At 65.3% G+C, this 21,995-nt stretch carries 19 protein-coding genes and 1 rRNA gene; 7 read left to right on the forward strand and 13 right to left on the reverse strand.

Features of this window, described 5'->3' with window-relative positions; translation table 11 throughout:
- Window positions 1-100: 100 nt before the first annotated feature.
- The gene (locus tag DAD99_RS01335; RefSeq protein WP_193340031.1) at window positions 101-1,444 is read right to left on the reverse strand and encodes a cation:dicarboxylate symporter family transporter; all 1,344 of its coding nucleotides are present in this window, start codon (window positions 1,442-1,444) and stop codon (window positions 101-103) included.
- Between the two features lie 146 nt (window positions 1,445-1,590).
- Between DAD99_RS01335 and DAD99_RS01340 the strand changes: the two genes are divergently transcribed.
- Both DAD99_RS01340 and DAD99_RS01345 read left to right on the forward strand, forming a co-directional pair.
- On the forward strand, window positions 1,591-3,231 hold the full coding sequence (locus DAD99_RS01340) for a sensor histidine kinase (RefSeq protein WP_193340032.1): 1,641 nt from the start codon (window positions 1,591-1,593) through the stop codon (window positions 3,229-3,231).
- Window positions 3,228-3,941 carry a response regulator gene (locus DAD99_RS01345; RefSeq protein WP_185263188.1) on the forward strand — a complete coding sequence of 238 codons (714 nt, stop codon included), beginning with the start codon at window positions 3,228-3,230 and terminating at the stop codon, window positions 3,939-3,941. Before DAD99_RS01340 ends, DAD99_RS01345 begins: the two co-directional genes overlap by 4 nt.
- Window positions 3,942-4,066: 125 nt before the next feature.
- On the opposite strand, the gene DAD99_RS01350 is transcribed toward DAD99_RS01345, so the two are convergent.
- Window positions 4,067-5,968, reverse strand: coding sequence for an AMP-binding protein (locus DAD99_RS01350; protein ID WP_185263187.1), 1,902 nt, complete (start codon window positions 5,966-5,968; stop codon window positions 4,067-4,069).
- A gap of 170 nt (window positions 5,969-6,138) precedes the next feature.
- On the opposite strand from DAD99_RS01350, the gene DAD99_RS01355 reads away from it, so the two are divergent.
- The 4 genes from DAD99_RS01355 to DAD99_RS01370 all read left to right on the forward strand — a co-directional run bounded on the left by DAD99_RS01355 (window position 6,139) and on the right by DAD99_RS01370 (window position 10,465).
- Window positions 6,139-6,780, forward strand: a complete 642-nt coding sequence (locus DAD99_RS01355) for a GntR family transcriptional regulator (RefSeq protein ID WP_185263710.1) — start codon at window positions 6,139-6,141, stop codon at window positions 6,778-6,780.
- A gap of 11 nt (window positions 6,781-6,791) precedes the next feature.
- Window positions 6,792-8,312, forward strand: a complete 1,521-nt coding sequence (locus DAD99_RS01360) for an MmgE/PrpD family protein (RefSeq protein WP_193340033.1) — start codon at window positions 6,792-6,794, stop codon at window positions 8,310-8,312.
- Between the two features lie 33 nt (window positions 8,313-8,345).
- A complete protein-coding gene (gene prpB, locus DAD99_RS01365) occupies window positions 8,346-9,251 on the forward strand; it encodes a methylisocitrate lyase (RefSeq protein WP_185263185.1) in 906 nt (301 codons plus the stop codon).
- 74 nt (window positions 9,252-9,325) lie between these two features.
- Entirely contained in the window at window positions 9,326-10,465 is a 1,140-nt protein-coding gene (locus DAD99_RS01370; RefSeq protein ID WP_185263184.1) for a bifunctional 2-methylcitrate synthase/citrate synthase, read from the forward strand.
- A 186-nt stretch (window positions 10,466-10,651) separates the two neighbouring features.
- On the opposite strand, the gene DAD99_RS01375 is transcribed toward DAD99_RS01370, so the two are convergent.
- The 10 genes from DAD99_RS01375 to DAD99_RS21465 all read right to left on the reverse strand — a co-directional run bounded on the left by DAD99_RS01375 (window position 10,652) and on the right by DAD99_RS21465 (window position 20,413).
- Window positions 10,652-11,137 (reverse strand): 8-oxo-dGTP diphosphatase, encoded by a 486-nt coding sequence (locus tag DAD99_RS01375; RefSeq protein WP_193340034.1) that lies wholly within the window; start codon window positions 11,135-11,137, stop codon window positions 10,652-10,654.
- Window positions 11,138-11,167: 30 nt separating this feature from the next.
- Window positions 11,168-12,151, reverse strand: a complete 984-nt coding sequence (gene xerD / locus DAD99_RS01380) for a site-specific tyrosine recombinase XerD (RefSeq protein WP_227007484.1) — start codon at window positions 12,149-12,151, stop codon at window positions 11,168-11,170.
- Entirely contained in the window at window positions 12,151-12,813 is a 663-nt protein-coding gene (locus DAD99_RS01385) for an NUDIX hydrolase (RefSeq protein ID WP_193340035.1), read from the reverse strand. Before DAD99_RS01385 ends, xerD begins: the two co-directional genes overlap by 1 nt.
- A gap of 25 nt (window positions 12,814-12,838) precedes the next feature.
- Window positions 12,839-14,584, reverse strand: coding sequence for a CTP synthase (locus DAD99_RS01390; RefSeq protein ID WP_193340036.1), 1,746 nt, complete (start codon window positions 14,582-14,584; stop codon window positions 12,839-12,841).
- 88 nt (window positions 14,585-14,672) lie between these two features.
- The gene (gene recN, locus DAD99_RS01395; RefSeq protein ID WP_193340037.1) at window positions 14,673-16,412 is read right to left on the reverse strand and encodes a DNA repair protein RecN; all 1,740 of its coding nucleotides are present in this window, start codon (window positions 16,410-16,412) and stop codon (window positions 14,673-14,675) included.
- Window positions 16,413-16,415: 3 nt separating this feature from the next.
- On the reverse strand, window positions 16,416-17,441 hold the full coding sequence (locus DAD99_RS01400; RefSeq protein ID WP_193340038.1) for an NAD kinase: 1,026 nt from the start codon (window positions 17,439-17,441) through the stop codon (window positions 16,416-16,418).
- Between the two features lie 13 nt (window positions 17,442-17,454).
- The gene (locus DAD99_RS01405; protein ID WP_193340039.1) at window positions 17,455-18,267 is read right to left on the reverse strand and encodes a TlyA family RNA methyltransferase; all 813 of its coding nucleotides are present in this window, start codon (window positions 18,265-18,267) and stop codon (window positions 17,455-17,457) included.
- A gap of 2 nt (window positions 18,268-18,269) precedes the next feature.
- Window positions 18,270-18,500: a hypothetical protein gene (locus DAD99_RS01410; protein ID WP_193340040.1), complete on the reverse strand. Its 231-nt coding sequence runs from the start codon at window positions 18,498-18,500 to the stop codon at window positions 18,270-18,272.
- 9 nt (window positions 18,501-18,509) lie between these two features.
- Window positions 18,510-19,499 (reverse strand): HAD-IIA family hydrolase, encoded by a 990-nt coding sequence (locus DAD99_RS01415; protein WP_193340041.1) that lies wholly within the window; start codon window positions 19,497-19,499, stop codon window positions 18,510-18,512.
- A 5-nt stretch (window positions 19,500-19,504) separates the two neighbouring features.
- Entirely contained in the window at window positions 19,505-20,413 is a 909-nt protein-coding gene (locus DAD99_RS21465; protein ID WP_309233173.1) for a hypothetical protein, read from the reverse strand.
- Here DAD99_RS21465 and DAD99_RS21470 point away from each other — a divergent pair.
- On the forward strand, window positions 20,402-21,718 hold the full coding sequence (locus DAD99_RS21470; protein ID WP_227007485.1) for a hypothetical protein: 1,317 nt from the start codon (window positions 20,402-20,404) through the stop codon (window positions 21,716-21,718). The two genes, DAD99_RS21465 and DAD99_RS21470, sit on opposite strands and share 12 nt — an antisense overlap.
- A 53-nt stretch (window positions 21,719-21,771) precedes the next feature.
- Here DAD99_RS21470 and rrf read toward each other — a convergent pair.
- Window positions 21,772-21,888: ribosomal RNA gene (rrf, locus tag DAD99_RS01425) — 5S ribosomal RNA — on the reverse strand.
- Between the last annotated feature and the right edge of the window lie 107 nt (window positions 21,889-21,995).

Genomic DNA, 21,995 nt, shown 5'->3' on the forward strand with positions numbered 1-21,995 from the left:
CTAGAGGTCGAAGGTTAGGCTTCCGGACGCAGGAAATGCCCGCGCAAGCCGGGGCTGTGCGGGCATTCCTGCGTGTTCATGATTCGGTGCCGATGGCCGCTTAAGCGTTGGTCAGCACCGGCGCCTTGGCGGAATCGGACAACGGCTCGCCGTGTCCTGCGATCATGGTCTGCTCGTCGAAGGGGGCCTGGCCCGAGAGGACTTTGCCGACCTGCTGGTTGTCGATTTCCTTGACCCAGGTGCCGATCAGTACGGTGGCGACGGCGTTGCCGGTGAAGTTGGTCAACGCACGTGCCTCGGACATGAACCTGTCGATGCCCACGATCATGCCGACGCCGCCCAGCAGCTGCGGCGCGTGCGCTTGGAGGCCTGCAGCAAGGGTGGCCAGGCCGGCACCGGTGACGCCGGCGGCGCCCTTGGAGGCAATGATCATAAAGACCAGCAGGGAAATCTGGGCACCCAGATCCAGCGGGGTACCCATCGCGTTGGCTACGAACAGGGCGGCCATGGTCAGGTAGATGGCCGTGCCGTCCAGGTTGAACGAGTATCCGGTGGGGACGGTGACGCCAACAACGGGCTTGGAGACGCCCAGGTGTTCCATCTTGGCGATGAGGCGGGGAAGGGCAGCCTCGGAGGAGGAGGTGGAGAAGATCAGGAGATACTCGCGGGCCAGGTACTTCATGAGCTTGAAGATGTTGACGCCGGTAACCACCTTGAGCAGGCCACCCAGGATGATGACGATGAACAGTGCGCAGGTGATGTAGAAAGCGGCCATCAGGGTGAACATGCTGACGATCGCCTGGAAGCCGGTGGCTCCGACGACGGCGGAGATGGCACCGAAAGCTCCGACGGGGGCAAGCCACATGATCATGATGAGGATGCGGAATACCAGCACTTGGCCGTGGCCGATGGCCTTGAGGATAGGAGCGCCCTGCGGGCCCATCTTTTGGAGGGCGAAGCCTACGAGGATGGCGGCGAAGAGCGTGGGCAGAACCGGAATGTCGCCCGGAATGATGCCCAGCAGGAAGGCAACGGTGCTGTCGACTTCCGCCTTCTTGTTGGGGTCGTACGCCGCCAGCTTCAAACCCTCACCCGGGTGGATCAGGTTGCCCACTACCAGGCCGATGCCGAGCGCGAACGTGGACATCAGCAAGAAATAGCCAAGCGCCAGGCCGCCCACCTTGCCGACCGTGGCGGCTTTGGCGATGGAGCCGATACCCAGGACGATGGTGCAGAAGATGATCGGTGCAATCATCATCTTGATGAGCTTGATAAAGCCGTCGCCGAGCGGCTTCAGTGATTTGCCAACCTCGGGGAACAGCAGGCCGACGACGGCGCCCAGGATAACGGCGGCAATAACGGCAATGTATAGGTAATGGGATTTGTCCAGGCCCTTGCGCCGCGTTTTCACGGTGCCGAGCGACTCTCCTCGTTGAGAAGCCATGATGTGTCTCCTTGATATATGGATGATCTGGTAGACGCTGCGGCGCATTCTCTGGGCTCTTCGCGTCGGTCCGGTGTGATATCCATCATTGGCCATACCGTGACTTAGCTCACGGTTGCGTTCATATTGGTCATGGGAGGTGCTTGATGATCCACCGCTGGAGTATCGCCCGCCGGCTGTTTGTGGCGAATCTGCTCATTGTGCTGGCCTTCATTGCGATTGCGGGCACCGTTGCATTCGTCGACGCCAGGGACCGGAGCTATGAGGAAGCAGGTCGGCGGATGACGGGTGTTGCTGCCGCCGTCGCCGCTAATCCGCTGGTCCTCCAGGCCTCGGACCAGACGGATCCGTCAGCGTTGCTCCAGCCCTACGCCCTGGACGTTATGGCCGGGTCAGGGGTGGACTTCCTCACCATCATGGCGCCGGACAGGACGCGCTGGACGCATCCCCGGAACGAGGAGCTGGGCAGGCCGTACATCGGCTCGATTGAGGCTTCCCTGCGCGGGGAGGTGTTCACCGAGGTCACAGCAGGAACGCTTGGCCCGTCGGTACGCACGGTTGTTCCGGTAAAGGATGCGGCGGGCAACGTCAAGGCACTGGTCGCTGCCGGCGTTACGGTCCGGACCGTGGACGTGGCGCTCTCCGGCCGACTGCCCGCCCTGCTGGCCCCCGGCCTGGCCCTGCTGGTGGGCGGATCCCTGGCTTCCTGGCTGCTGGGCCGCTACCTGCGCCGGGTGACCAGGGGGTGGGGTCCGGAGCAGCTGGCGCAGCTGTTCGCCTACTACGAATCGGTCCTGCATTCCGTGCGTGAGGGACTGATCCTGATCGACACCAAAGGCCGGGTGGTGATGTACAACGACCAGGCAGCCGAGCTGCTGGGACTGCAGCCCCGCGATTCGGCAGACGACCCGTCGCGGCCGCCCTTCCTGACGAACCTTCCGCTGGCCCCCAGCCTGAAAGAACTGTTTGAATCCGGCCGCGCAGCCCACGATGAAATTCACCTGACAGGCCCGCGGATTGTGGTGGTGAACCAGGGCCCGGCCGTCGGGCCCGACTCCCCCGGCCTCCGCCGGCCGCCGGTGTTCGGCACCGTGGCCACCATTCGCGACCGGACAGAGATCGAATCACTGGGCAGCGAGCTGGAAACGATGCGGACGCTGTCCGACGCCCTCCGCGCCCAGACCCACGAGCACGCCAACCGGCTGCACACCATGGTTTCCCTGCTGGAGCTGGGGCGGACCCGGGAGGCCCTGGAATTCGCCACCAAGGATCTCGAACTGAGCCAGCAGCTGACTGACGAGATGGTGAGCTCCGTGGACGAGCCCGTCCTGAGCGCCCTGATCATGGGCAAAGCTGCGGAAGCGAATGAGCGCGGGGTGAAGCTGACGCTCTCCACCGAGGGGTCCGCGTCCGTCGCGGGCCTGGCCGTCCAGGACCTCGTCACCATCCTGGGAAACCTCCTGGACAACGCGATCGACGCCGCCGCGGACGGCGCGGCCCCCAGAACTGTGGAACTGACTGTGGAGTCCGACGCCGAGGGGCTGGACATCACCGTGGAGGATTCCGGATCGGGCGTGGACCCCGCAGCCGTGGAGGATATTTTCCGGCACGGCTTCAGCACCAAGGCATCCGGCCCCTTCGGACGCGGCATTGGCCTGGCCCTCGTCCGCCAGGCCGTGCAGCGCCTGGACGGTACCATGAGCATCACAGGCACGGACGGCGCGCGCTTCCAGGTCTTCCTGCCGGCCATGGCCGCCGGAACCGACAAAGAGGAGCAGTTCCAGTGACCGATATCCGCGTCCTCGTGGTGGAAGACGAGCCGGTGGCGTCGGCCGCGCACGCAGCCTACGTGGGCAGGATGACAGGATTTATGCTGGCCGGAACGGCCCCGGACGGCCAGTCCGCGCTCAGGCTGCTGGGCGAGCTCGCCGCTGCCGGCGAGCCGGTGGAACTGGTCCTGCTCGACATGAACCTGCCGGACCTGCACGGCCTGGACATCGCCCGGCGGATGCGTGCTGCAGGAATCCTGGCGGACATTATTGCCATCACCGCGGTCCGGGAAGTGGCGATTGTCCGGAGCGCGGTGGCCATCGGTGTGGTGCAGTACCTGATAAAGCCCTTCACCTTTGCCACGTTCGAAGACAAACTCTCGAGCTACCGGTTGTTCCGGCAGCAGCTGGCAACCCCTGGGTCCGGAGCCGGGAGGACCGGCGCATCCCAGAGCGAGGTTGACCAGGCCTTCGCAAGCCTCCGGGCGCCGTCGGAAATGCCCCTCCCGAAGGGCCTTTCCGTCTCCACGCTGGGCACAGTCCGGGACTACCTGAAACACCATGCGGGATCCGTTTCGGCCACAGAGGTCATGGCGGCGCTTGGAATGTCCCGCGTGACGGCCCGCCGTTACCTCGAATACCTCGCCGACGCCGGCATCGCCTCCCGGGCGCCCCGCTATGGAACGCCCGGCCGGCCGGAAAACGAGTACGCCTGGAAGCGGCCCTGATACTACAGGCGTGTTTTCCGTGGAGCCCGAGGCTAAGCAGAGGAGATGGCTTCCTTCCGGGCCCCCAGCACCGGGGCCACTGACGCGGCGTTTGCGTTGGGACCCATCAGTTATTACCGCGGGTACTAGACGGCGCCGTCCGGCCGGAGCACGCCCAGCAACTGCCCGATCACCTCGGGATCCTCAATCGTTGAGGGCACAATGTACTCGTCGCCGTCGGCGATCTGGCGCATGGTCTTGCGCAGGATCTTCCCTGACCTGGTCTTGGGGAGTGCTTCGACCACCGTGGCGTGCTTGAAGTCAGCCACCGGCCCGATGTCCTTCCTGACAAGGGCGATCAGCTCGCGGACCACCTCGGTCGCGTTGGCGGTCACACCTGCCTTGAGTACCACGAAGCCGCTGGGGCGCTGACCCTTGAGGGGATCCGCCACACCGATCACGGCACATTCGGCGACGGCGGGGTGGCTGGCGATGACCTGCTCAATCGCACCCGTGGACAGCCGGTGTCCGGCCACGTTGATGATGTCGTCGGTCCGGCCCATCACAAAGACGTAGCCGTCGGCGTCCCGGTAGCCGCTGTCGCCTGTGGCGTAGCTGCCTTCAAAGGCCGCAAGGTACGAGGACACATAACGGTCGTCGTTCTGCCAGAGGGTGGTCAGGGTACCGGGAGGCAAGGGAAGCTGCAGGACAATGTTGCCTTCCTCCCCCGGCTGCACGGCAGCCCCGGAGCCGTCCACAATCTTCAGCTCGAAGCCGGGCATGGGCACCGTCGGTGACCCGGGCTTGAAGGGAAGGTCCTCCAGCCCGCGCGGGTTGGCGCAGATGGCCCAGCCGGTTTCGGTCTGCCACCAGTGGTCCACCACAGGAACGCCCAGGACCTCACCTGCCCAGCGGTAGGTGTCCGTGTCCAGCCGCTCGCCGGCGGCAAACAGTGTGCGCAGGGTGGAGATGTCGTACCGGCCCAGCTCTGCCGCCTGGGGGTCGGCTTTGCGGATCGCGCGCAGGGCGGTGGGCGCGGTAAAGAGGACGTTGACCTTGTGGTCCTGCACGACGCGCCAGAACGCTCCCGCATCAGGGGTCCCCACGGGCTTGCCCTCGTAGAGGACCGTGGTGGCACCGGCCAGAAGCGGGCCATAAACAATGTAGGAATGCCCCACCACCCAGCCGACGTCGGAGGCGGTCCACATCACGTCACCCGGACCGACGTCGTAGATGTTTGCCATGGTCCAGCTGAGCGCGACAGCATGACCACCGTTGTCGCGCACGACGCCCTTCGGTGTGCCGGTGGTGCCCGAGGTGTAGAGGATGTAGAGGGGATCGGCTGCTGCGACGTCCACTGCTGCCGCCGGGGCGGCATCCGCCATGCACACCTCCCAGTCCAACCAGTCCGGATACCCGGAGGCCGGGTGCACGAAGCCTTCCCGGTCCTTGACGATGACGGGCGTCTGCCCGGCACCGGCGAGTTCGAGCGCTTCGGCGACCGCCGGAAGATACTCCACCCTGCGCGAAGGCTCAATTCCTCCCGATGCCGTCACAATCGCCGCCGGACCGGCGTCCTTGATGCGGGCGGCGAGTTCCTTGGGCGCGAACCCGCCGAAGACCACCGAATGCACGGCCCCGAGCCGCGCCGTCGCCAGCATTGCAATGGCGGCCTCGGGAATCATGGGCATGTAGATGACCACCCTGTCCCCCTTGAGGACTCCCTGCGAGCGCAGCACACCCGCGAACCGCGCCACTAGGTCCGTCAGTTCGGCGTAACTGTACGTGCGCTTGATCCCCAGCATCGCGGAGTCGTAGATGAGGGCAGCCTGGTCCCCGCGGCCGGCCTCAACGTGGCGGTCCAGGGCGTTGTAGCTCGTGTTGAGGATGCCATCGGGAAACCAGCGGAACAGCGGGGCGGCCGATCCATCAAGCGCGGCTTCCGGAGTCCTGGTCCAGGTCACGCCGCCTGCTGCCTCGAGCCAGAAGGCTTCCTTGTGTTCGATGCTGCGCGAATATGCTTCCCGGTAATTTCCGCTGACCGTCATGGGCTCCCGTTCACGTCGCTGTGTTGCCACCATGCTATGCGGGCAGCCCGCCCCAGACAAGACCCATGTATACATACATGCGGCCATGCCGCTGCTGAACCGGCTTTTGCTGGGCTATTCGGCAATTCGTGTATACACTAGGGCCCATGAGCAGATTGACGGGAGGCACCCTGCGGGCCAGCGACAAAGCCTATGCAACACTTCGCGAAGACATTATCGAATGGCGTCTGACGCCCGGAACGGTCCTCGCCGAAGTGGAGCAGTCGGAGCGCCTGGGCGTCTCACGCACTCCGGTCCGGGAGGCGCTGAGCCGGCTCAGCGCAGAAGGGCTGACGACGGCGGCAGGCGGCCGCGGCGTCGTCGTCACCGATATCTCGCTGGAGGACATCGATGAGATGTTCGAGCTCCGCGAAACCCTGGAGGGCAAGGCTGCTGCCCTCGCTGCCGAACGCGGCGAGCGCGCTGTCTTTGCGAATCTCCACACCGATCTTTTGCGGGCGCAGGAGCTGATCAGTGACACCGATCCTGCCCGCCATGAGTACTACGCACTGGTGGGCCGGCTGGATGAGGCGATCGACGCTGCCATCTCAAACTCCTACCTCGCACAGGCGATGCGCAGCCTGCGGGTCCATCTGGTCCGGGTCCGCCGCCTCGCTGCCGATGACGCACCGCGACTGTACGCGGCCGCCGTCGAGCACGCGGCCATTGCCGAGGCCATCGCCGCAGGCAACGCCAGGCTCGCCGAAGCAGCCACCACCCTGCACCTGCACCGCAGCCTTTCCCACGTCAAAGCTACCCACCCACAGCACTAAGAAGGAGCCCCATGGTTAAGCTTAACCACGTCCGCGTCTACAAGAGCGAAGAAAACCTCGCCCGTGAAGACCAGCTGGCACACAAGATCGCGGTCGTCGCCGCCGACGCCGTCGAGGTCACGCCCGAGGTCACCGAGATGGTCATCAACCGTGTCATCGACAATGCTTCCGTGGCCATCGCTTCACTGAACCGAGCACCGATTGTCGCTGCCCGGGCCCAGGCACTGACCCACGCACCGACCACCAACGGCAAGGGCTCCGGCGTTTTCGGCATCACGGACAGGGTCTCCCCCGAGTGGGCAGCCTGGGCGAACGGCGTGGCCGTCCGCGAGCTGGACTACCACGACACCTTCCTGGCCGCGGAATATTCCCACCCGGGCGACAACATCCCTCCCATTCTCGCCGTTGCGCAGCACGTCGGCGCAGGTGGCAAGGACCTGATCCGGGGCATCGCCACAGGCTATGAAATCCAGGTCAACCTCGTGAAGGCGATCTGCCTGCACAAGCACAAGATCGATCACGTTGCGCACCTCGGCCCGTCTGCCGCGGCCGGTATCGGCACCCTCCTGGGCCTGGACGTCGAGACGATCTTCCAGTCGGTGGGCCAGGCCCTGCACACCACCACTGCCACCCGCCAGTCCCGCAAGGGCGAAATCTCCACTTGGAAGGCCCACGCCCCGGCGTTTGCAGGCAAGATGGCCGTCGAAGCGGTGGACCGCTCCATGCGTGGCCAGACTTCCCCCGTGCCGATCTACGAAGGCGAGGACGGCGTGATCGCCTGGATGCTGGATGGCCCGGACGCCTCCTACGAGGTCCCGCTGCCCGAGGCCGGCGAAGCCAAGCGCGCCATCATGGACACGTATACCAAAGAACACTCCGCGGAATACCAGGCCCAGGCCTGGATCGACCTGGCCCGCAAGCTGCACACCGAGCACCCGGAGGCCACCGACCCGGCCAACGTGGCCTCAGTCCTGATCAAGACCAGCCACCACACGCACTACGTGATCGGTTCCGGTGCCAACGATCCCCAGAAGTACAGCCCCACGGCAAGCCGCGAAACCCTTGACCACTCCATCCCGTACATCTTCACCGTGGCACTTCAGGACGGCTCCTGGCACCATGCGGACTCCTACAGCTCCGAGCGTGCCGGCCGCGCCGACACCGTGGAGCTGTGGAACAAGGTCAGTACCGTGGAAGACCCTGAATGGACCCGCCGCTACCACTCCCTGGACATCGCCGAGAAGGCCTTCGGCGGATCCGTGGAGATCACCCTGAACGATGGCACGGTCATCACCGATGAGATCGCCGTAGCCGACGCCCACCCGCTCGGCGCCCGCCCGTTCGCCCGCCAGCAGTACATCAACAAGTTCCGCACCCTGGCGGCCGGCCTGGTTACCGAAGAGGAAATCGAGCGTTTCCTCGCCGCCGCCGAAAGCCTCCCGGACCTGGGCCCGGGCGAACTGGACCAGCTGAACATCACGGCCGCTCCGGGCGTCATCGACCTCAGCAACTCACCCGCCGGCCTCTTCTAAGCTCTGCCTACCCACCCCGCACAGGAGAACCAGATGCTGTATTCCAAGACAACCCCGGAACAGAAGAGGATCGCGCTGCGCGACATGCTCGCGTCCGGCACCATCCAGCAGTTCCCGGGCGCGTTCAACCCCCTCTCGGCCCGGCTGATCGAGGAAAAGGGCTTTGCCGGTGTCTACGTCTCCGGCGCGGTCCTGGCCAATGACCTTGGCCTGCCGGACATCGGGCTGACCACCCTCACCGAGGTGGCCACCCGTGCCGGGCAGATCGCCCGCATGACCGACCTACCCACGCTGGTGGACGCGGACACCGGCTTCGGCGAGCCCATGAACATAGCCCGCAGCATCCAGGAACTGGAGAACGCCGGCCTGGCCGGCTGCCACATCGAAGACCAGTTCAACCCCAAACGCTGCGGGCACCTGGACGGCAAAAACGTGGTGGACCTGGAAACGGCAACCAAGCGCATCCGCGCCGCCGCTGATGCCCGCCGGGATCCGAACTTCCTCATCATGGCCCGGACCGACATCCGGGCCGTGGAGGGGATCGAAGCCGCCACGGACAGGGCACGGGCCCTGGTTGATGCCGGAGCGGACGCCATCTTCCCGGAAGCGATGAAGGACCTGTCCGAGTTCCAGGCCATCCGCGACGCCGTGGACGTGCCCATCCTGGCCAACATGACCGAGTTCGGCAAGAGCGACCTGTTCACCGTGGACGAGCTGCAGGGAGTCGGCGTCAACATGGTCATTTACCCTGTCACGCTGCTACGCATTGCCATGGGCGCAGCAGAGCGTACTCTGGAATCGATCAAGGCAACAGGGTCGCAGGAAGCCCAGGTGGAGAACATGCTCACCCGTGCGCGGCTATATGACCTTGTGGACTACGAGGCCTACAACCACTTCGATACCGGCGTTTTCAACTTCCACGTTCCCGGCGTCCGCTAGGACCCGGGAGCCACCAAGGAGACTGCAAGCATTCCGGCACACCCGGGCTTGCCCAATGAACGAAGGAGGACAGCATGGAAGCTGTTGATATCAAGAAGGGCCTGGCCGGCGTCGTGGTGGACTACACCGCGGTTTCGAAGGTCAACCCGGACACCAATTCGCTGCTGTACCGCGGCTATCCCGTCCAGGAGCTCGCCGCCAAATGCAGCTTCGAGGAAGTGGCATTCCTTTTGTGGAACGGCGAACTGCCCACCCCCGATGAGCTCTCCGCGTTCTCTGCCCGCGAGCGCGCCGGCCGTGCCCTTGATCCCGTGGTAAAGCAGATCGTCGACACAATTCCCACCAGCGCCCACCCGATGGATGTCTGCCGGACCGCGGCCTCGGTCATGGGCGCCCGGCACCCTCTGGCCGAAGACTCCTCACCCGAGGCCAACATGGCCAAGGCCGTGGATCTCTTCGCCGCCATGCCCGCCGTTGTTGCCTACGACCAGCGACGCCGGCGCGGCCAGGAAGTCGTGGAGCCCCGCGATGACCTGGGCTACTCGGAAAACTTCCTGTGGATGGCTTTCGGCGAAGACCAGGTTCCGGAAGTTGTCGACGCCTTCAACGTCTCGATGATCCTGTACGCCGAGCACTCCTTCAACGCCTCCACCTTCACCGCCCGGGTCATCACCTCCAGCCTGTCCGACCTGCACTCGGCAGTGACCGGTGCGATCGGCGCCCTCAAGGGCCCGCTGCATGGCGGCGCCAACGAAGCCGTGATGCACACCTTCGACGAGATCGGCATCCGGCCCGAGGAATCACTGGACGAAGCCGCCACCCGGGCCAAGGCCTGGATGGAGGACGCCCTGGCCCAGAAGAAAAAAGTCATGGGCTTCGGCCACCGCGTCTACAAGCACGGTGACTCCCGCGTCCCCACGATGAAGGCCGCGCTGGACAAGATGATCGCGCACTACGGCCGCCCCGAACTGCTGGGACTCTACAACGGCCTCGAGCAGGCCATGGACGAGGCCAAGGCCATCAAACCGAACCTCGACTACCCGGCCGGCCCCACCTACCACCTCATGGGTTTCGACACCCCCACGTTCACACCCCTGTTCGTGGCCAGCCGCATCACCGGCTGGACCGCCCACATCATGGAACAGGCGGCCAGCAACTCCCTGATCCGCCCGCTCAGCGAATACAACGGACCGGAAGAACGGCACGTACCCTAATCCTCCCCACCGGCTCCCAAACCTCGCAAGCTCGGCTCGGGTCCCTCGCCGGCGTGGGCCCAACCGACGCACGACGGCGGTCCGGTCACCTTTGAAAGTGACCGGCCCGCCGTCGGCCGTTCTCGGAGTTTTTGTCCAGATAATCCAGCCAGCCAGCCCCTGGACAGGCGATATGTGGACAAAAACTCAGCGGCTCGAGTAGTCCAGCACTTCGCGGACGGTTTCGTTGTCCGAGTTCAGGACTATGGTGAGGCGCAGCCTGGAGCCGCCAAGGACCAGCGGCAGCCAGTGCGCTGCGTCCTGCCACATCCGGTCAACCGGTAAGGCGCCGACGTCGAACCATTCCGGCCGTATCTCGGCACTTTCGGCCGGCTGCCCGGTCCAACGCGCGGCGACAAAGAGCCGGGTTCTCATATTCCATTCCGGGCGGGACGGGAAATCGAAGGCCACCACACCGGCGTCGCGCAGATCCTCCTGCCGGACTGCAATGCCGGCTTCCTCACGGACTTCGCGGCAGGCAGCCTCTTCATCCGTCTCCCCCGGCTCAACATGCCCGCCGAGCCCAACCACCTTGCCGCGGCCAAAGCCGGTCTTCTTCAGGCCAAGCAGGACCTGTGGCACGCCGGCGGACTCACGGATGAGGAAGCACAGCGTGACAGGGGTAAACGTCATGCCCCCAACCTTATAGCCTGGCCCCAGGCGTCAGCCCAGCGCCCGGGGGTGGGCTGCTGCGTAAATTTCCCTGAGCGTCTCAGCGGTGACCAGGGTGTAGACCTGCGTTGTGGTGACCGAGGCGTGCCCCAGCAGCTCCTGCACCACTCGGACATCCGCTCCGCCTTCGAGCAGGTGCGTCGCGAAGGAGTGCCGCAGTGTGTGCGGGGAAACATCCTTCGTGATGTTGGCTTTATCCGCGGCCGCCTTCAGGATGGTCCAGGCGCTTTGCCGGCTGATTCTTCCGCCGCGGGCGTTCAGGAACAGGGCGGGAGTCCCCTTGCCTTTCGCCGCCAGTAGCGGACGTCCGCGGACCAGGTAGGCGTCCACAGCCCGCGCCCCATAGGATCCCAGCGGCACCAGCCGTTCCTTGGATCCCTTGCCGAACAGGCGGACTACGGCGGGACCGGCTTCGGCGTCCTGCAGGGCAATGTCATCTACGTCCAGGCCCACGGCCTCGCTGATCCGCGCCCCCGTGGAATAGAGAAATTCGAGCAGGGCGCGGTCCCTGAGCCCTGTGGCGGTGTCCTCTCCTGCGGCTTCAAGGATCCGCGTGACTTCGTCCACGCTGATGGCCTTGGGCAGCCGCTTGCCCGGCATCGGCGGGTGGACATCGCTGGCGGGGTCCGTCGTAGTGATCCCCTCCAGGGCCCAGAACTTGTGGAGCCCCCGGACCGCCACCACGGTTCTGGCGGCAGACCTGACGCCCAGGGCTGTGCCGCCGTCGGATCCGTCGTTGAGTGCCATAACGAACCCCGTCACGTGGTGGCGGGTGATCTGGCCGGGGCTGTGGCAACCCTCCGAGGTCACGTAGCGGGAGTACCGCGCCAGGTCACGGCGGTAGGCGGAGAGCGTGTTGGCGGCCAGGCCGCGTTCCACGCCCATATGTTGAAGATACTCTGTGATGGCGAGGTCGATGGCAGTCTGTGGCCGGACCTGCGGGGTCGGGGCTTCTGCCTCAGTAGTCGCCGTCATCAACGCTGGCTGGGGTGCGCAGGCCAGGGTGCATCCGCGGGACGCAGCCCGCCAAAGCCGTCAGCCTTCGCCGCGGCGACTGCCAGGATTCCGACGACGGCGGACGGGTTGTGCAGCCTGCCTTCCAGCACCGAAGCCACGGCGTCGTCCAAAGCGATCCAGTGGAACTCAATCTCGGCTTCCTCATCGGTCCGCTCATGGCGTTCGTGGTGAGGCACCTCGGTGAGGCCGCGGGCAAGATAGATGCGGATGGCCTCGCTGGAGGAACCTGGCGAATTGAAGAAGTCCACCAGGACATTCCATTCGCCGGCCGCGAGGTCCGCCTCCTCGGCGAGTTCGCGGGCAGCCCCCGCCACAAACTCCTCGCCTTCCACGTCCAGAAGGCCGGCAGGAATTTCCCAAAGGTCCATGCCCACGGGGTGCCGGTACTGCCTGATCAGCAGAACCTCACCGGCGTCGTTCATGGGCAGGACGGCCACGGCGCCAGGGTGGTCGATGTAGTCGCGGGTCAGGGACTCCCCCGTCTCGCTCAGCTGGAAGCTGTCGCTGACCACATCCCAGATCCGGCCTTTATAGACCTTCTCCGTAGACAGAAGACGGCGCGGGCTCGGTGCATCCGAAACCTGCAGTGCAGCTTGGGGGGTTTCAGGTGTGCCGGGCATCGCGCCGTCCTCTACTTATTCGGTTCTATTTCGCGGCAACCGTACGCAACGGCTTGGCTGCCGGTGCGTCCTGTGCGTTCTGGTGGTCCAGGGCGGCCTTGACGAGCCCGGCGAAGAGCGGGTGCGGCCGCGTGGGCCGTGAGCTCAGTTCGGGGTGCGCCTGTGTTGCCACGTAGAACGGGTGGACGTCGCGGGGCAGTTCAACGAATTCCACGAGCTTGCCGTCCGGCGACGTTCCGGAGAACACGAGGCCCTCAGCAGCAATCTGGTCGCGGTACTTGTTGTTGACCTCGTAGCGGTGCCGGTGCCGTTCGCTGACCGTGGTCTTGCCGTAGGTCTCTGCGATGACGGAGCCGTCGTCGAGCTTGGCTTCGTACAGGCCCAGGCGCATGGTGCCGCCAAGATCGCCCTTGCCGTCCACGATGTCCAGCTGCTCTTCCATGGTGGCGATCACCGGGTATTTCGAATCCGGTTCGAACTCGCTCGAGGAAGCGCCTTCGAGGCCCACCACGTTGCGTGCGTATTCGATCACCATGCACTGCAGACCCAGGCACAGGCCCAGGACCGGCAGCTTGGTTTCGCGCGCGTACTTCAGGGCGCCCAGCTTGCCTTCGAGGCCGCGGATGCCGAAGCCGCCGGGAACGCAGATGGCGTCCACGCCGTCCAGGGACGCCACGGCGCCTTCATGGGTTTCGCACTCATCCGACGGTACCCAGCGGATCTTGACCTTGGTGTCGTTGGCGAAACCGCCGGCACGCAGGGCCTCGGTCACGGACAGGTAGGCATCCGGCAGGTCAATGTACTTGCCCACCAGCGCGATTTCCACATGGTGCTTGGGGTTGTGGACTGCTTCGAGCAGCCTGTCCCAGCTGGTCCAGTCAACGTCCTTGAACGGCAGGTCCAGGGCGCGGACGATGTAGGAGTCCAGTCCCTGGGTGTGCAGGGTCTTGGGGATGTCGTAGATGCTGGGGGCATCCGGGCATCCGATGACGGCCTCGATATCGACGTCGCACATGCGGCCGATCTTGGCGCGCATGGGTTCGGGGACCTCGCGGTCCGAGCGGATCACGATGGCCTCGGGCTGGATGCCGATGGAGCGCAGGGCCGCCACGGAGTGCTGCGTCGGTTTGGTCTTCAGTTCCTGTGAGGGTCCGATGTAGGGCACCAGGGAGACATGGACGAAGAAGACGTTGCCGCGGCCGATGTCCTGGCGGACCTGGCGGGCCGACTCGAGGAAGGGCTGCGACTCGATGTCGCCCACGGTGCCGCCGATTTCGGTGATGATGACATCCGGCGCGTTTTTGCCTTCGGCCGGCAGCCGCATCCGCCGCTTGATCTCATCGGTAATGTGCGGGATGACCTGGACGGTATCGCCGAGGTATTCGCCGCGGCGTTCCTTGGCGATCACCGTGGAGTAGACCTGGCCGGTGGTCACGTTGGCTGAGCCCTCGAGGTTTTCGTCGAGGAACCGCTCGTAGTGCCCGATGTCCAGGTCCGTCTCGGCGCCGTCGTCAGTGACGAAGACCTCGCCGTGCTGAAAGGGGTTCATCGTGCCAGGATCCACGTTCAGATAGGGATCAAGCTTCTGCATAGTTACAGACAGGCCACGTGCCCGCAGGAGGTGACCGAGGCTCGAAGCCGTCAGTCCCTTACCGAGCGAGGACGCCACACCACCGGTTACGAAGATGTGTTTGGTCGTCTTGGACGAGCCCGGGAACCGGGAATTTACACGGGAATTTGATCGCTGCACCACGGAATTCGAGCCTATCATCAATTGAGCCTTTCCCCGATCAGGAACTGTCTCCCCAAATGATCCAGTGTGCAGGGCGAGGCGGCCTCCGAGCAAGGGGCATCCGCCGTCAGGCCCGCTGCGGCAGCAGTTTTGCGTCGTCCAGCAGCTCCTGGGCGTGGGCCTGGGCCGATTCTGAATCCTCCTGGCCAGCCAGCATCCGGGCGAGCTCCCGCACCCGCTCCGGGCCGTCAAGGAGGCGAACATCACTGGACGTAAACCCGGTGGCGGTGCCGCCGTCGGACCCTCTGACGGATGTCTTGGTGACGGTGATGTGCTGGTCCGCAAAGGCTGCCACCTGCGGCAGGTGCGTGACCACCAGGACCTGAACGTGCTGTGCCAGCATGGCCAGCCGGCGTCCAATTTCGACGGCGGCGCGCCCGCCGACGCCGGCGTCCACCTCATCGAACACAAAAGTGGGCACCGGATCCACTGCGGCCAGCACCACTTCGATGGCCAGCATCACGCGGGACAGTTCGCCGCCGGAGGCGCCCTTGCCCAGAGGACGGGCCGGGGCTCCGGCGTGCGGCTGGAGCAGGAACGTAATCTCATCCGCTCCATGCGGTGTCAACTGAGCGGCCGCCTCACGGGTGATGACCAGCGTGGCGTCGGCCATGGCGAGTGCCTTCAGCTCCGCGCTGACCCTGCCGGACAGGTCCTTGGCGGCATTGGCCCGGATTTTGCTGACGGCGGCTGCCTGCTTCTGCAGTTCCGCTTCGGTCCGGACCACGTCGGCATCCAGGGCTTCGATCCTGGTGGAGTCGTCCTGCAGCTCGTCGAAACGGACCCGGGCATTTTCCGCCCACACCAGGACTTCGTCGATGCTGGGGGCATACTTGCGGACCAAAGTGGCCAGTGCGGACCGCCGGTCCTCGATCTCGGCCAGGCGTTCGGGGCCCTCCGAGTCGAGGCCGGCCTGGTAGCTGGCCAGCTCCGTAGCGATGTCGTTGAGGAGAAAGCCTACTTCGGCCAACCGCGTTGCGGCGGACCCCAGCTCGGCGTCGTGCTCGGCCACGTGCTCCAGGGTTCTTTTCGCCACGTCCACGAGGGTGGTGGCATCACCTGAGTCACCGTAGTCCTCCGCGATGAGCGCCTGGTGAGCCGTGTTCGCGGCAATCCTCAGCTCTTCCACGTTGGCCAGTTTCACGGCCTCAGCTTTGAGTGACTCGTCCTCCCCCGGCTGCGGATCCACGGTGCTGATTTCGGCCAGGGCAACTTCCAGCGATTCGGCCTCGCGGAGCCTGTCGCGGGCGGCGCTGCGCAGGGTTTCCAGCTCCGCCTGGCTGGCCTTCCAATGGCTGTAGAGCGACTGGTAGGAGGTCAGTGGGCCCGCCAGCGCCTCGCCGGCAATTTTGTCCAGCGCGCCGCGCTGGGCCGCTGCGCCTTTCAGCCTGATCTGGTCCGACTGGCCGTGGACCACCACGAGGGTTTCTCCGATCTCCGCGAGGACGCCCACAGGGGCTGCCCGCCCGCCCAGGAACGCCCGGCTGCGCCCGTCGGCACCGAGGCGACGCGCAAGGATGAGCTCGGCGCCGCCGTCGAACTCCTCCACGTCGGCACCCGCTTCCACGGCCCGGGCAATCGCCGGATGCCCGGCGTCGAGCTTGAGGACAGCCTCCGCAGTGGCACTCTTCGCGCCGCTCCGGACCGCCCCGGCATCGGATCTCGCCCCGAGCAGGAGGCCGACGGCGGTGACCACCATCGTTTTGCCGGCACCGGTTTCGCCAGTAACGACGCTGAGCCCGGGGCCCAGCGGCAGCGTGGCGTCGGTGATGACGCCCAGATCGCGGATTCTCAGTTCTTCAAGCATGGTTCACTTTGCGGTCGCGGGATCGGTTTCGTCCTCCGGCTGGCCGCCGGAGGCAAGCTGGAGCGGCGGCCTGGGCCGCGGCGTCCGGACGATCGGGATGGGTCCGGTGTGGATGGTCTCCGACTGCGGCACGGGCCCGCGCCAGCCATGGATGGGAAGTTCAAATTTGCGGACCAGCCGCGCTGAAAAGGGCGTCTGGTGCGTCCTGGCCAGCCGGACCGGCGTGGCGGACTTGGTCACTTCAACGCGGGCGCCGGGCGGCAAATCCACGGAACGCCGGCCATCACACCAGAGCACGCCCTGGGCGCCGGTGCGGGTGAGGACTTCCACGGCCAGTCGGGACCGAGGCGATACCACCAGCGGTTTGGCGAAGAGCGCGTGGGCACTGATGGGAACAATCACCAGGGCCTCCACCTCCGGCCAGACGACGGGCCCGCCAGCGGAGAACGCGTACGCGGTGGATCCTGTGGGCGTGGCCACCACCACACCGTCGCAGCCGAAGGAAGTCAGCGGACGCTCGTCCACTTCGGTCACCACTTCGATCATGCGTTCGCGGTTGCCTTTTTCAATCGCCGCCTCATTCAGGGCCCAGGTGTGCCAGATTTTCTGTCCGCGGATCCAGACCTGGACGTCGATGGTCATGCGTTCTTCCACCGTGTAGTCGCGGCGGGCAATCCATTCCACCGTTTGGGCCAGGTCCGCCCGCTCGCTCTCGGCCAGGAAGCCGACGTGGCCAAGGTTGACGCCCAGCAGGGGAACGTCCACCTCGCGCACCAGCTCTGCGGCGCGCAGGATGGTGCCGTCACCGCCCAGGACCATCACCAGCTCAACGTCCGGCAACTGTACGTGGTCGTGCAGGATCTCCACCGGCTGGGTAAGTTGCCCGAAGAATCTTTCCATGTCACGAAGTTCAGACTCCTGCATGACGGGGACAATGCCGGAGTCATGGAGTTGGGCGCAGGCTTCCCAAGCGGCCTTCAGTGATTCCTCGCGGCCAGTGTGGGCAAGGACAAGTACTCGCCTGCTCATCGGGTTCCGCTTTCTAGTGGTTCGGCCAAATTCGGCCAAGCAAACCGTCAATGGCTGCGAGGCGCTCTTCGATCTTAGGCAGTTCTTGGGCCATCCTGCGCTTTATCCACAGGAAGTATTCGACGTTTCCGTCCTGGCCCGGCAGCGGGCTGGCCGCTAAGCCGCATAAGTCCAGTCCGGCGTCGAGCGCTGCATTGGCCACTTTTTCCACGGCCATCCGGCGTTCGCGCTCGGAGGTGACCACACCGGTGCGGCCCAGCCGGTCCTTGCCGATCTCGAACTGGGGCTTCACCATCAGCACCAGGTCACCGCCCGGCTGCGTGCACAGCGCCAGGGGCAGGACCACCAGGGTCAGCGAGATGAAGGAGAGGTCGGCCACCGTGAGTTCGGCCTGTCCGCCGATGTCCGCCGGCGCCATGTACCGCACGTTGAGGCCCTCATGAACGGCTACCCGGCCATCGGCGCGGAGCTGCGCGACCAGCTGGTCATGGCCGACGTCGACCGCCACCACGCGTGCCGCACCGCGCCGCAGCAGCACCTCGGTGAAGCCGCCGGTGGAGGCCCCGGCGTCCAGGCACCGTTTGCCCGCAACAGTAACCTCCGGGAAGACGTCCAGAGCGCCCGCCAGCTTGTGCCCGGCCCGGCTGACGTAGCTGTCCGCTTCCGTTTGCTCGACCGACAGGTCCTTGCCGTCGTCGACCTGGAGTGACGCCTTGGACAGAACCTGGCCGGCCGAGCTCACCTTGCCTTCGGCAATCAGCGATGCAGCATGGGTCCGGGACCTGGCCAGGCCGCGGGCGACGAGCGCCTGGTCAAGTCGTGCCATGCTCAAGCTTCTCCTTCGCCGCTTGGGGCCTCTTCGTTCAACGCATGTAGCAGGGCATCGTGGAGGTCGCTGTAAACGGCTTCGTGCTCGGATACAGGTAGCACCTGGACGCCGTCCAGCGCGGTCACAAGGGCCGCAATGGACGGATCGGTGGTTGCCGACGCAGCTGTGACCGGCCATTCCGGCGTTGGCTGGGCTGCTTCCGGATGGTGCGCCTTGTTCAGCTCAGTCATTGGGCCAGTCTAATGATCGCGCCACTCAAGTTTGGGCTCGGTGGGCCGCGCGGCGTCAGGAACCGCAGTCCACCAGGCGGCGCAGGCGGCCCGCCACGAATCCAGGTCGCTCTCGCTGCCGCTGATCTGGACCGTGTCACCACAGACCCGCGCGGTGGCGGCCCCGCAGCGGTACGTTCCGTCAGTGTTGTCCACGGCCGGGTAGGGACGGTGGAGGTCGCTGAGGGAATTGATGATGTAGTCCGGACGCTCGGCCGTACGTGCGGCCAGGATGCTGGGCGTGGTGTCGACGCCGGTCAGCACCGCCACCGTGGCAAACCCGGCGTTGTTGCCCCCGAGGATGTCCGTGTCCAGGCGGTCGCCCACCACCAGTGGGCGGTCAGCCGCGAGCCGTTTGGCGGCGGCGTGGAACAGCGGAGCCTCCGGCTTGCCGGCAACCCTCGGAGTCTGTCCGGTAGCCGCGGCTACTGCCGCCACCAGCGTGCCGTTTCCCGGAGCCATGCCGCGAGCCTGCGGTATGGACATATCGGTGTTGGTAGCTATCCACAGGGCTCCGGCCGACACGACGAACGATGCCTCGGCCAGATCCTTCCAGCCGATCCCGGGATTGAATCCCTGGACCACGGCGACCGGATTCTCATCCTGGCTGTAGACAGGAGTCAGTCCCACGAGCTCGATTTCCTGTGCCAGAGCGGGGCTGCCGGTGATCAGCACCCGCGCGCCGGGGGCGACGAGCGATGCCAGGAGCTCTGCCGCGGCTTGCGAGGAACTGACCACCTGTTCGTCGTCGGCCGGCGCACCCAGTTCACGAAGATGCGCCGCTACCTGCGCCGGAGTGCGGGAAGCATTGTTGGTGACATAGCCGAGGCCAATGCCCAAACCCTCCAGTTGCCGTAGCGAGTCCACGGCGCCGGGGATGGCGTGCTGTCCGGCGTAGACCACGCCGTCCAAGTCCGCCAAAAGGGCGTCGAACAGGGAAATCAGTGGAACTTCAGTCATAGCGGCTAGTTGTCCCGTCCTTCAGAGTGGGCATCGCTGCCGTTGGTGCTGTTGTCTGCTTCGGTGGGCTCGGCATCGCGCTCTTCTTCATCCTGCTCGGCGTCACCGGCTTCCAGCTCGTCCGCTTCGACGGAATCCTCGTCAGACTCGGCGTCATCGGACTCGAAAAAATCCGATTCCACGTCGTCGATGGCTTCATCCACGCCGGCGGTCTCAACGACAGTCTTGTCCGCGGCTACCTCGGAACGGGCAGCAGGCGTGGAGTCACTGGCCTCGGGACCTGCGGCAGCGCGCTCCAGCAGGTGCCGGCGCTGAGCTTCCTCGCGGGCTTCCTCTTCCTCGTCCCAGCCCAGGTCCACGATGTCCGGTTCCTCATCGGCACCAATACCCAAGGCGTTTTCAGCCACGACGGCCTGCCTCTGCCATTTTGCCGCCTCATCTTCGCGGCCGACGGCGGCCAGGGCGTTTGCGTAGGCCCGGAAGAGCCTTGGGCTGTAGGAGAACGCACGGTTTATGTCCAACTGGGCAATTTCAAGTTCCGCCACGGCAGCGTCCAACTGGCCGAGGTCAGACCGTGCCCCGGCCGCAACGATGGCCAGCTCGACTTTGCCGGGCGCGTCCAGATCGTTGGCTTCCTCGGACCGCACCACGTCGAGGGCGCGGTCAGGCCGGCCCAGTCCGCGTTCGCAGTCTGCCATCACGGGCAGGTGGACGTTCGAACCGCTGATGCGGCGGTAGGTCCGGAACTCGCGCAGTGCTTCGCCGTAGTGTCCTGCCGCGTAAGCGGTAAGTCCGACGGCTTCACGGACCGCAGCCAGGCGGCCACCACGCCGGCTTGCGGCGAGGGCGTGCTGGAAGGCCAGCTCCGGCTCTTCGTCGATCAGGCGTCCGGCCATGACCAGGTGGCGGGCCACCCACTCGGCGCTCTTGTCCTCAAGGGTCTTGATCTGGTGCTGCGTAGCGCGGTCAAGCTCCTTGCCCGTGACATCCTCATCGATTTCCGGCGAACGCTCGCGGTCCGGGCGGTTGGCGCTGCGAAGATCACGCGCGTTGGGTACACGGACCGGCCGGTCTTCGGCACGTTCCCCGCCAAACTGACGGGGGCCGGAGTCTCCACGGTCGAAGCTGCGTGGGGCACGGTCCTGGCGGTCGCCGAACGGCTTGCGGTTGTCGCTGCCCGAGAATCCACGACGTTCGCCGTCGCCATCACGGCGGGGACGATCACCGAAGGACTTGTTGTCGCGATCGCCGTAAGGCTTGCGATCCCCGCCACCGAAGGTACGCCGCTCACCGTCACCCTCACGACGGGGACGATCACCAAAGGACTTGTTGTCGCGATCGCCGTAAGGCTTACGCTCACCACCACCACTGAACGGCTTACGGTTGTCGCTGCCCGACAATCCACGACGTTCGCCGTCACCCTCGCGACGGGGACGATCACCAAAGGACTTGTTGTCGCGGTCGCCATAAGGCTTACGCTCACCACCACCACTGAACGGCTTACGCTCACCACCACCACTGAACGGCTTACGCTCACCACCACCACTGAACGGCTTACGCTCACCACCACCGAAGGTACGCCGCTCACCGTCACCCTCACGACGGGGACGATCACCAAAGGACTTGTTGTCGCGGTCGCCGTAAGGCTTACGCTCACCACCACCACTGAACGGCTTACGCTCACCACCACCGAAGGTACGCCGCTCACCGTCACCCTCACGACGGGGACGATCACCGAACGACTTGTTGTCGCGATCACCGTAAGGCTTACGGTCCCCGCCACCACTGAACGGCTTACGCTCACCGGAACCAGGCGCACGCTTCGGAGCCTCGGAGTTACGGTCTTCCCGGGAACGGAATCCACGCGGATCGCCGCCGGAATTGTTGTTGCCGCGGAAAGGACCGCGGTCCTTACCGCCGCGGTTGCCGCCGTTGTGCTCAGCCATGGGGATTCCTCCTGTTATGAGCCGACCACTGGCGCAATCGCAGCCGCTCGTTCCGTGTTTCGTTATCCTACGCAACCCGAAATCAAGCGCTTCGAAGTCCGTACATCTCAGTCAATTCTAGGCGAGAGCCCACCGACAGATGACATGGATCCGTCTACAGGCCACCGTCGTGGGAATGTTCACACACCCAGTGGCCGCCCGCACAGTTTCTGCGGGGTTCCCGGGACGGGTTTGTGGTGCTGGTTGGGTGTGTTTTGTGGGTTGGGTGGTTAACGTGGGAGAGCCCCTCAACCTGGTGGTTGGGGGGCTCTCGACCTGTAATGATGTTCCGGCGGTGACCTACTCTCCCACACCCTCCCGGGTGCAGTACCATCGGCGCTGTGGGTCTTAGCTTCCGGGTTCGGAATGGGACCGGGCGTTTCCCCCACGCTATGACCGCCGTAACCCTTCTACCCGGCCCGTTCAGGCGTGCCTGTACGGGTGGGAAATCTGGTTACAACATTGTGGTGTTGTTATGTTGTTGTGTTGTGTTCCTGTGCAACGGCCCGTG

This window comes from Pseudarthrobacter sp. AB1 (assembly GCF_014926485.1).
Lineage (GTDB): Bacteria > Actinomycetota > Actinomycetes > Actinomycetales > Micrococcaceae > Arthrobacter.

What these genes read in the sequence shown, in the direction of transcription:
- DAD99_RS01335 (WP_193340031.1), bottom strand. Translation starts at nt 1,444, where the DNA reads ATGGCTTCTCAACGAGGAGAGTCGCTCGGCACCGTGAAAACGCGGCGC.
- DAD99_RS01340 (WP_193340032.1), top strand. Translation starts at nt 1,591, where the DNA reads ATGATCCACCGCTGGAGTATCGCCCGCCGGCTGTTTGTGGCGAATCTG.
- DAD99_RS01350 (WP_185263187.1), bottom strand. Translation starts at nt 5,968, where the DNA reads ATGACGGTCAGCGGAAATTACCGGGAAGCATATTCGCGCAGCATCGAA.
- DAD99_RS01360 (WP_193340033.1), top strand. Translation starts at nt 6,792, where the DNA reads ATGGTTAAGCTTAACCACGTCCGCGTCTACAAGAGCGAAGAAAACCTC.
- prpB (WP_185263185.1), top strand. Translation starts at nt 8,346, where the DNA reads ATGCTGTATTCCAAGACAACCCCGGAACAGAAGAGGATCGCGCTGCGC.
- DAD99_RS01370 (WP_185263184.1), top strand. Translation starts at nt 9,326, where the DNA reads ATGGAAGCTGTTGATATCAAGAAGGGCCTGGCCGGCGTCGTGGTGGAC.
- DAD99_RS01375 (WP_193340034.1), bottom strand. Translation starts at nt 11,137, where the DNA reads ATGACGTTTACCCCTGTCACGCTGTGCTTCCTCATCCGTGAGTCCGCC.
- xerD (WP_227007484.1), bottom strand. Translation starts at nt 12,151, where the DNA reads ATGACGGCGACTACTGAGGCAGAAGCCCCGACCCCGCAGGTCCGGCCA.
- DAD99_RS01385 (WP_193340035.1), bottom strand. Translation starts at nt 12,813, where the DNA reads ATGCCCGGCACACCTGAAACCCCCCAAGCTGCACTGCAGGTTTCGGAT.
- DAD99_RS01390 (WP_193340036.1), bottom strand. Translation starts at nt 14,584, where the DNA reads ATGATAGGCTCGAATTCCGTGGTGCAGCGATCAAATTCCCGTGTAAAT.
- recN (WP_193340037.1), bottom strand. Translation starts at nt 16,412, where the DNA reads ATGCTTGAAGAACTGAGAATCCGCGATCTGGGCGTCATCACCGACGCC.
- DAD99_RS01400 (WP_193340038.1), bottom strand. Translation starts at nt 17,441, where the DNA reads ATGAGCAGGCGAGTACTTGTCCTTGCCCACACTGGCCGCGAGGAATCA.
- DAD99_RS01405 (WP_193340039.1), bottom strand. Translation starts at nt 18,267, where the DNA reads ATGGCACGACTTGACCAGGCGCTCGTCGCCCGCGGCCTGGCCAGGTCC.
- DAD99_RS01410 (WP_193340040.1), bottom strand. Translation starts at nt 18,500, where the DNA reads ATGACTGAGCTGAACAAGGCGCACCATCCGGAAGCAGCCCAGCCAACG.
- DAD99_RS01415 (WP_193340041.1), bottom strand. Translation starts at nt 19,499, where the DNA reads ATGACTGAAGTTCCACTGATTTCCCTGTTCGACGCCCTTTTGGCGGAC.